Genomic DNA, 7,812 nt, shown 5'->3' with positions numbered 1-7,812 from the left:
ATATGAGTCATCCCCCCCCGCCGGGAACGACGTAGATAGTTAAAAAATCTATAAACTAAAAGTGGCTGGTTGCGAATTGGTCTGAGACAGTATTCTTCGATGCTGCTCATCAGTAGAGAGTTGCCTAAGCGAGCGTCTGAAGTACATTTGCTAATCCAGGCAATTTGCTGTTGAATGTAGCGATCGCGATGCAATAATTCCTGAATGACTTCTTGCAACACATCGACAACCGTTGCCGAGCGATCGCGCGATAGCGCCACCCAAGTCCGAATTTTATTCTTCAGCAATACTAAACTCCCCAGCCGAGTCGTCAAGTTGCAATAAGCACGCTCTGGTGCCACGCCTAAGTAGCGTTGCCGTAAAATGCGATAGCGATAATCCATCGCTTGCAAGGCAATTACCCTCTGAGTTGCATTAAACGTTTCAAAACGCTCTCCGTCCTCTCCCACCAGCCACAGAGCAATACTTTCATGGGTTGCTGCGCTATAATAGCCAGGACAGTCAGATGCCAGCTGCTTCGCCACCTCAGTTGGAGACAGCACAACGGTTAGAAATTTTTTCATTTCAATCGCCGAGAGTGTGTGTTCTATTCGGCTATATCTTTAGTCAGGCTGAGGTTATGTATTTTTGATCCGGTTTCTCCGAAAGGATTCTCCCGGAGAAACCCTGACAGGGTACTATCACAATTCTCTATTCGATGCAGTACGGTTTAACCCCACCCTTGCCCTTCGACCTTTTCTTTAACTAGAGGGGTTCAATATTCTCCCCTCTCCGTTCACGGAGAGGGGCTGGGGGTGAGGTTCCGAGTGATATAGCACTCAAGTTAGAACCGCTATAGGGATACAAAAGCAAATAGGGGCAGGATTATCCCGCCCCTAGTATCAAAGCAAATAGGGGCAGGATTATCCCGCCCCTAGAATCATTGATTGAGTCCGGTGTTTATTTAATTCCAGACGCTGCTAATCAATCGCATCAGCAGCCTTATCTGCTGCCCGCTTAGCACTCTCAATTACATTTCTGCCTGCATATTTACTATTTTCCTGGACATTGTCAGCTGCCTGCTGCGTTCCTTTACCCAGGTCTTTGGTTGCATCCTGAGTATTGCCCTTGAGATTTTCAATTCCCTGCTTTGTTCCCTTAGCGAAATCACTAGCCGATTTTTGCGCTTTGTCGCCAATTGCGTCGGTATTTTGCTTGACATTCTCACCGAACTGTTTAGCGTTTTCGCCCTTCTTATCCAGAATCCGCTTGGTGTTTGTACCTACGTCATCGGTCTCGTCAATTACGTGGCGCTCAGCATTGTCAATTAGGCCTTTTGCCTTAGCTGCTACGCCTGAGGTGTCTCTTCTGGGATCGGTATCGCTATAGTCGTTCATCCCACCTTTATACTCATTGGTTAAGGCACCTGTAGGAACGTCCTCCCTAATTTGGTCGGCGGTCTTCGCTTGTGCCCCACCATTACAAGCGGTGGTAACAAAAATGATCGTGGCGGACAAAAACACGGTCAGGATTTTGCCCAAGTTGATTTTTTTCAACCAATTAATTACGCTGTTCATCAAAAAAACTCCTTTTTCTGTACGAGTCAATGGTTGTTTTGGTTAGCATTGCAATCCGAGATTTTCGATTGACTGCCAATCGAAAATCTCAATTATTTGCTTATTTGTGCAAAGCAGGGTTGCTTTGCATTTCAGGTCTCTGACCGGCTTCATCTGATTTATCTTTGATGAAGCTGGAAGCCTCTTTGAACTCTTCACCGATACTTTCTAATATCTTGGCATTAGGATCGCTGCGATTGATTATAGGTTGACGACCTCCAGCTCCAGAGACTTCAAAATCCTCTGAAGTTTTTATGGGCAATTCTTTTTCCTTTGCGGCTCGACCTGCTGGTGTCTCAGCACCCGGGTAGAGGATTTCAGAATCGCTGGTAGCAATTAACTGATTGGACAGGATCTGCAAGTCAGCGCGATCGCGTGGATTCGCTGTTTTGCTGACGTTAGGATCGGTAGACATTTTGTAATTCGTGTAGCCATCTCCACCATTGCTGTGGGGATTGTTGTTCCCTCCCATTTGCACGGGGGGATTTTGTGGACGTGCCCCTAAAGAATCGCCATTGTTACAAGCGCTGGTAACAATTAGCAACGCGCCTGCCAAAAAAACGGTCAATATTTGACGTAACCGTAGTTTTTTAAAGAAAGCAGTTAAGTGTTTCACACACTACTCCCAAGATTTTTACGAACTGTCATAAACAATACAAAAGCTACAGTGTTCCTACCTCTAGCGCAGGTCACATTCTGGTTGCAACTAAAAGCAACCTCTCTCTAACCGTAGAGAGATTCCCAAAAAATAAGCAAAACTACGGTGATATTGGTTGGTTCGCGACCATGCCAGCTAAAAACATCGCTCAGCCTAGAACTTGGCTGATTTTTCTCAATCTTTCAGCATCAGATGGGTCTGGGCATCGCTGCCTCAAACGCGATCGCTGACATCAAACTTGCCTCACCATCAGGTAGCGGATCGTTATCCGTATCCCAGATGTGCCAAGCTTGGCTGGGAAATTGTTCGCGAATGTCTGCAAAGTGTAGAAACAGAAGAGCGATCGCTCCCTCTGGCAAAAGTTACAGACTCGCTACCGTTCTCACTTTGGTATTCTCATACTCTAGGATGAGGTATTTGCCTCAACTCGCTACCCAGTGTGAAAGGTCATGAAAAAAATTTGGTCATCCCTGAAGCCGTACTTGCGCTGGGTGATTCTCGGCGGGACGCTATTTTTTTTGGCAAAAGCTCTCAAAGACAATTGGCGGGAAGTCGCAGCCATCCGAATGACTGGTGCGGGATGGACAAATCTAGCGATCGCCTTTTTGATTACTTTACTGGCTCATACTTGGTCTGGATTCGTCTGGAGTTGGATTTTGCAATCGTTCCGGCAACCCGTTCAGCCTCGATGGGCGCTCCAAGTTTACCTGAAAACCAACCTTGCCAAGTATTTACCAGGGAATGTCTGGCACTACTACGGGCGCATCGTGGCGGTGACATCCCACGGGGGTTCTTTCGGTGCCGCGACTCTCAGCGTGTTACTCGAACCCCTGCTGATGGCGGCTGCCGCTTTATTAGTTGCCCTAGCAGGTAGCCAGTTGGGTTGGGCCGGTGTCCCTCAGAATACCCAGACGAGAACCTTACAAATTCTTGGTTTGGGTGTGGTTTTGCTGGGCGTTCATCCCCGAATTTTGAACCCGCTGATGCAGTTGGCAAGTAAATTTAAGGGAAAGAAAGCAAGAGGTGCAGGGGCGCAGGGGCGAGGGGGAGAAGAAAATGCTATCTCTGCTTCAGCTTCTCAACCCCCCACAGAAGCGGCAGAAGCTTCTTTTCGACTTGAGCGCTATCCTCTATTTCCTTTGTTGGGAGAAATTGGCTTTTTGTTACTGCGTGGCGCGGGGTTTTTGTTTGCCATGCTAGCTCTGACACCAGTGAATCCCAATCAAATCCCGATGCTGCTGAGTGGGTTTAGTTTGTCATGGCTGTTGGGTTTGATTGTTCCCGGCGCACCTGGGGGAATCGGGGTATTTGAAGCGACAGCGATCGCTCTATTCGGTCAACATTTTTCTGCCGCCATTCTCCTCAGCGTCGTCGCCCTATTCCGCTTGGTGAGTATTTTAGCGGAAGCCGCCGCTGCTGGATTGGCAACTTTGAGCGAGCTGAAGGATCGCTAAAAGGGCTATCAACTACAGCTATGACAACTTTATTCCCCCTCAATCCAGGTTCGCCTCACCGAAAACCGGGGAGGGATTATGGGTGGGGTTCCCCTGTCCCGCTTTCAACGAGTAGCCAGAAACCTAATCCTCTGCAACTTGATCTGACATCGCCTCTGCGATCGCAGAGGTTGCAGCTTTTATATCGCTATCTAACTTCAGTTGAGAAAAAACTCGATACATCTGTGCCGTCCCGTTAGGCAGCTTCTTCGTGCCATTTCCGTTCATCTTGATCAAATTGTACTGAACGTTTTCACCATAGATAGCAAAGGTTATATGAAATATTTCAAAGAAATTCACGACCCACTTGCAATCCTCTTCCGGATAGTGCATATAGTATTTGATTAACTCAGCAATGCAAGTTTCTAAATGGGTGCGAACATTTTTACAAATTAATAAAATTTTCAGCAGTACGATTACTAAAGTCAAAGGATGCCCTTGCGACATCAATAAAATAAATAGAGGCGAAGGTTCCCGATGATTTTCAGTCGTTAAATATTCGATCACCCGATTACAGGTTCTTAACAACAGGGCATCATCTAGCGTTTCTTCATGATGATTTTCATATACAACATCTAGCTTTTCTTCTAATTTTGTTTTCAAGACCTCTACAAATTTTCTGTTTTCTACAGAAAAAATCAAATACTTTTGTAGACTATGCTTAAAGTTTTTGTAGAGAAGTCCTTGAGTTTGTTGGAGAAAAATATTTGCCAGATTTGTATAGCTAAATGGCCCCCGTTTCGCAACAATCGTCTTGATCAGACGCAGTACCTCATCCCCTAAACCAGTCGGGTTTTTAGGCAAAATTTCTCTTGGCATCGCCGACTGCGATCGCGTGGTATACATTGCTAGCTCAAACTTAAAGCGATCTTTCAGTTCTTGCGACAATGCTCTGGCGGCTTCCCGCTGTTCGACGGGGTTTGAGAGATTCGCATATTGAGGAACTAACAGATAAGAAGTATAACGATGGCTCCAATGGGTTGCTTCATGTTCTTCGTATCTAGCAGCAAATATCTTTAAATCTTGATAGTCTTGGCTTTTAATAAAACTTACAAGCCAAAGTCTCAACTTACTTAAACTTGGAGACAAGGTTGACTTGCTAATATTTAAATCGCTAAATACTAAAACTAATTCTTTAATTGCTTTATAGCTTCGCGTCGTTTCCCAATTATTGATGAGGATATAACAAGAGCGCTTTAGGGTGTTTTTAAATTCTTCTTCATCATTCGCAAAGATAATGTCTGAAAGCGCTTTGACCGCGTTGGTATTAACAGCGTTAGGACTGTAATAAATAAATAACTGCTTAAATTCTTGCAGAACGGCTTCTGGAGGCCATTGCTGAACAATGTCCACCAAAAAACGATAGATCATATCTCGATCTGGCTGGTTGGAAATGACACGAAACTCGGCCTGATATCCATCTGATAGAATGTCCCTGACCATTCCTTAATTAGGACTATTGAGTCCTTCCTTAGAGTGTGAAGAGAGAAAGTAGATGGCACCCAGCGTCAATGCTAATTGCAGTGTATAGTACTTGACTTGACTGCCCATAGCAATCCTTGAAAATACATACGCTTGGGGAACTTGCTCTCAACCGCTAAGGATCTTCGGATTCAGACCGGAGACGGTTAATTTGTTCTTGCAATTCCTCAATTTGACGCTGTAGCGCATCCACCTCATTAACGGCTGTTTCTGATGGGACATTCACCGCGCCCTGTGCAGAGGAACGTTGGTAATTGCCCCGGCGAATGTGACGATATTCCTCTGAGTTTGCCCACTCCTGCAAGTGGTGAAGGCGATCGACCGTAAAGGGATGGGTCGTAAACCAACCTTGAGTAAAGTTATTGTAAAGTAAGAACTTGTAGACTTGATTCAACCCGTCTTCGTCCAATTCCTGATATTTTTGCGATTGACGAATAAATTCATCTAAATTTACTTCATTGGCATAACGGGCGCTGCCACCAGCAAATTTCATCATTAAGTGCATCACCGGATTCAGGTCGTCTGTCACCAGGAAAGCGGCTCGATCTGCTGATAATTCCGCTTTACGGCTCCATTCAATAAATGCCATAACCAAGCCGGTACTGACTAAAGTGCTGAAGCCAAAGGTCGCGTTCCCGATAAAATTGACCGCTTGCAAAGCCCAAACCGCCATCTGACGTAAGGTCGTGTGACCGCATTTAATATGTCCTAATTCATGTGCAATGACTGCCCGAAGTTCCGCTTCGTTGAGCAGGTCTAAAAGTCCAGAGTTCAGGATCACATAAGGGCGTTCTTGTCCGAGGGCGCTGGCATTAACCCAAGGCGCTTGGGAAACGAAAAGCGTTGGTTCTGGGTAAACGTCCAGATCTCGCAAGCATTCCCGGAAAATGCCATAGATGCTAGCATACTGACGCGGCCCGACCTGAATGCTATTGCCCATGTGGTAGACAAACTGGGGACGCTCAGAGGCAAATTCCACAAATTTACGGGCAACCATATCAAATCCAGGCACGCTGCGTAAGGCTTGCTCGGCTTGTCGGTCGAGGGGATGTCTAAAAGCTTCACTGGAAATTCCGGTATAAGTAGGCATATTGATGAGCCTTATACAGCGTTCTACTGAACTATTAAAGCCTAGAAATACAACGAGCGGCTTTTGATCTACATCACAGGGATGCGCGATCGCCGTGTCGTTAAACTGCCACAAAAACTGCTTGATTTAAGCAAGTAACCAACCTACATCTGAGAAAACTTGACACGGCGGCAGTTATCGGAGTGAAAATCACTTCAAAAACTGATTCTCATGTGAATTCTGGGATTCAGCTTTGCTTCTATTGGTTCCCCTTTTTGTAAATGTTGTTCAACGATCGTCTGGACATCGCTGGGTTGAACTCGGCAGTACCAAGTTTCTTCCGGGACAATTCGCACTGTAGGACCACAGCTGCACTGTCCCTGGCAACCGCTCCCCGTCACTATGACTCCGGGAATATCAGCACTCTCAAAAGCGGCAAGGACCTCTGCGCTTCCATTTACCAAACAGGAACGGTACTGGCAAACGATGACGCAACGCCGATCTTGCTCCAAACACTTTTCTTGCGAACCAGTTTCCACTTTTGAGTCCAGCACAGTATAAATTCCTATGGCTCTATGTTAACTTCGCCTTAGCAGACCAGGGGAAAAGTTGGTAGCGCTGGGGAGAGTCCTTTTTCAGGCAATGCTCATTTATTAGGGATTTGATAGCCTTATAGATTGGAATCAGAGTATTTTTAGCAATTTGCTAAAAAGTCGCAACGCCAATCTAGGAGAATATTTGAGTGAGCTATCTCGAAACTGCTGCTGAGTTTTATAGTGAAGTAGCGCAGACGCCACAAGTCGGACTTTGTTGTGTCCAAAGCAGTCCCCTGCAACTGCCAGGACTAAAAATTTCGCCTCAGATGCAGGAGATGAACTACGGTTGCGGTACTACCGTCCATGCCGCTGAACTCGCTAATGACCCGACGGTGCTATATGTCGGCGTTGGCGGTGGTTTGGAAGCGCTGCAATTTGCTTATTTTTCTCGCCGTCCGGGTGGGGTGATTGCCGTCGATCCAGTGGCGGCGATGCGCGAGGCAGCGACTCGGAACTTAGCGATCGCTGCCCAAGAAAATTCCTGGTTTGACCCCAGTTTTGTGGAGATTCGGGAAGGGGATGCCTTCTCCCTGCCGGTGCCAGACGCCTCTGTAGATGTGGTGGCGCAGAATTGTCTATTTAATATCTTTGAACCCGCTGACCTGCATCGGGCGCTTCAAGAAGCCTTCCGGGTGTTAAAACCAGGGGGTCGTCTACTGATGAGCGACCCGATCGCCACTCGTCCCATCCCACCACATCTGCGGCAGGATGAACGGTTACGGGCAATGTGTCTGTCAGGTGCTTTAACTTACGAGCAATATACTCAGCATCTTATTGATGCTGGATTTGGGCAGATAGAAATTCGAGCGCGGCGTCCTTACCGACTGCTGGATTGCGCTAGCTACGGGTTGCAGGAACCATTGCTATTAGAAAGTTTGGATTCTGTTTCTTTTAAAGTGGCAATTCCTGAAGATGGTGC

At 46.5% G+C, this 7,812-nt stretch carries 8 protein-coding genes and 1 pseudogene; 2 read left to right on the top strand and 7 right to left on the bottom strand.

Annotated elements, in window-relative coordinates:
• From H6F50_RS21455 to H6F50_RS21440, 4 genes and pseudogenes are all read right to left on the bottom strand, one after another.
• A pseudogene (locus tag H6F50_RS21455) lies at positions 1-563 on the bottom strand (hypothetical protein); the annotation flags it as partial.
• Between the two features lie 396 nt (positions 564-959).
• Complete coding sequence (locus H6F50_RS21450) at positions 960-1,556, bottom strand: DUF6658 family protein (protein WP_190414872.1); 597 nt, start codon at positions 1,554-1,556, stop codon at positions 960-962.
• A 100-nt stretch (positions 1,557-1,656) separates the two neighbouring features.
• Positions 1,657-2,211 (bottom strand): DUF6658 family protein, encoded by a 555-nt coding sequence (locus H6F50_RS21445; RefSeq protein WP_190414873.1) that lies wholly within the window; start codon positions 2,209-2,211, stop codon positions 1,657-1,659.
• 230 nt (positions 2,212-2,441) lie between these two features.
• Positions 2,442-2,612 carry a hypothetical protein gene (locus H6F50_RS21440; RefSeq protein ID WP_190430270.1) on the bottom strand — a complete coding sequence of 57 codons (171 nt, stop codon included), beginning with the start codon at positions 2,610-2,612 and terminating at the stop codon, positions 2,442-2,444.
• Between the two features lie 90 nt (positions 2,613-2,702).
• Here H6F50_RS21440 and H6F50_RS21435 point away from each other — a divergent pair, with 90 nt between their 5' ends.
• Positions 2,703-3,707, top strand: coding sequence for a lysylphosphatidylglycerol synthase domain-containing protein (locus tag H6F50_RS21435; RefSeq protein WP_190430269.1), 1,005 nt, complete (start codon positions 2,703-2,705; stop codon positions 3,705-3,707).
• Between the two features lie 123 nt (positions 3,708-3,830).
• Here the strand turns inward: H6F50_RS21435 and H6F50_RS21430 are convergent, their stop codons facing one another.
• From H6F50_RS21430 to H6F50_RS21420, 3 genes are all read right to left on the bottom strand, one after another.
• The gene (locus tag H6F50_RS21430) at positions 3,831-5,117 is read right to left on the bottom strand and encodes a hypothetical protein (protein WP_242029146.1); all 1,287 of its coding nucleotides are present in this window, start codon (positions 5,115-5,117) and stop codon (positions 3,831-3,833) included.
• Between the two features lie 226 nt (positions 5,118-5,343).
• Positions 5,344-6,318, bottom strand: coding sequence for a M48 family metallopeptidase (locus H6F50_RS21425; RefSeq protein ID WP_190430271.1), 975 nt, complete (start codon positions 6,316-6,318; stop codon positions 5,344-5,346).
• Between the two features lie 194 nt (positions 6,319-6,512).
• Positions 6,513-6,848, bottom strand: a complete 336-nt coding sequence (locus tag H6F50_RS21420; RefSeq protein ID WP_242029147.1) for a (2Fe-2S) ferredoxin domain-containing protein — start codon at positions 6,846-6,848, stop codon at positions 6,513-6,515.
• Positions 6,849-7,039: 191 nt separating this feature from the next.
• On the opposite strand from H6F50_RS21420, the gene arsM reads away from it, so the two are divergent.
• Positions 7,040-7,812 (top strand): arsenosugar biosynthesis arsenite methyltransferase ArsM (arsM, locus tag H6F50_RS21415; protein ID WP_190430267.1); only part of this gene is annotated, 773 nt, incomplete at its 3' end.

The sequence above is a fragment of the Coleofasciculus sp. FACHB-712 genome, assembly GCF_014695635.1.
GTDB lineage: Bacteria > Cyanobacteriota > Cyanobacteriia > Cyanobacteriales > FACHB-T130 > FACHB-T130.
This window is presented reverse-complemented; position numbering and strand designations above follow the sequence as displayed.

Excerpts from the sequence above, each read along its gene's own strand:
- H6F50_RS21450 (WP_190414872.1), bottom strand. The coding sequence starts at position 1,556 with ATGAACAGCGTAATTAATTGGTTGAAAAAAATCAACTTGGGCAAAATC.
- H6F50_RS21435 (WP_190430269.1), top strand. The coding sequence starts at position 2,703 with ATGAAAAAAATTTGGTCATCCCTGAAGCCGTACTTGCGCTGGGTGATT.
- H6F50_RS21430 (WP_242029146.1), bottom strand. The coding sequence starts at position 5,117 with ATGATCTATCGTTTTTTGGTGGACATTGTTCAGCAATGGCCTCCAGAA.
- H6F50_RS21425 (WP_190430271.1), bottom strand. The coding sequence starts at position 6,318 with ATGCCTACTTATACCGGAATTTCCAGTGAAGCTTTTAGACATCCCCTC.